The 651-nt window shown below is 43.8% G+C and carries 1 protein-coding gene; it reads left to right on the top strand.

Features of this window, described 5'->3' with window-relative positions; translation table 11 throughout:
* A partial coding sequence (locus tag A3763_RS28250) for a CocE/NonD family hydrolase (RefSeq protein WP_369823090.1) occupies positions 1–651 on the top strand: 651 nt, incomplete at both ends.

A 651-nucleotide genomic window follows, 5' to 3' on the forward strand; every position in this document is an offset into this window, starting at 1 on the left:
GTGTTTCCTATGGTTCAGGTATTTCTTTGATTGGCGCAGCACACGACCCTAGAATAAAAGCCGTTTCAGCAATGAGTGCTTGGGGCAGCTTGGCAGATTCGTTATATGGAAACCAAACACCTCGCTTGGTCTGGGGTGAGCTACTAACACTAAGTGGCAACTTACTCGGAAATCTGGACCCAATTGTCGAGCAGCACTGGTCAAATATCAAAAATCAGAACTTAAGTGAGATTCCTGCTGTTATGGAGTGGGCGGGTGTTCGCTCTCCATCCAATTATGTTGATGAGCTTAATACCAATGGTACGGCAGTTTATATCGCCAAAGCTTATGGTGATAATTTGTTCCAACCTAACTCATTAATGAGTATGTTTGAACAGCTTACCGGGCCAAAACATATTGATTTGGTTTCAGGTACTCATGCTTCAGCAGACTTACTTCCTCCAGTCATCGGTGCGGAAGCCTTACCTTGGACAAGTACCTATCAATGGTTTGATCATCACTTAAAGGGTGATAACACGCCGATAGCAAGCGCTAAACCCATTACAATGAAAGTGAAGTTTGAAGATCAGTACGATAGCTTTGACCACTTCCCTATAGAAGATTCCAGTACAGAAACCTTTTACTTACACCCTCGCTCAGCCTTCGATGATG

The sequence above is a fragment of the Oleiphilus sp. HI0128 genome, from assembly GCF_001635365.1.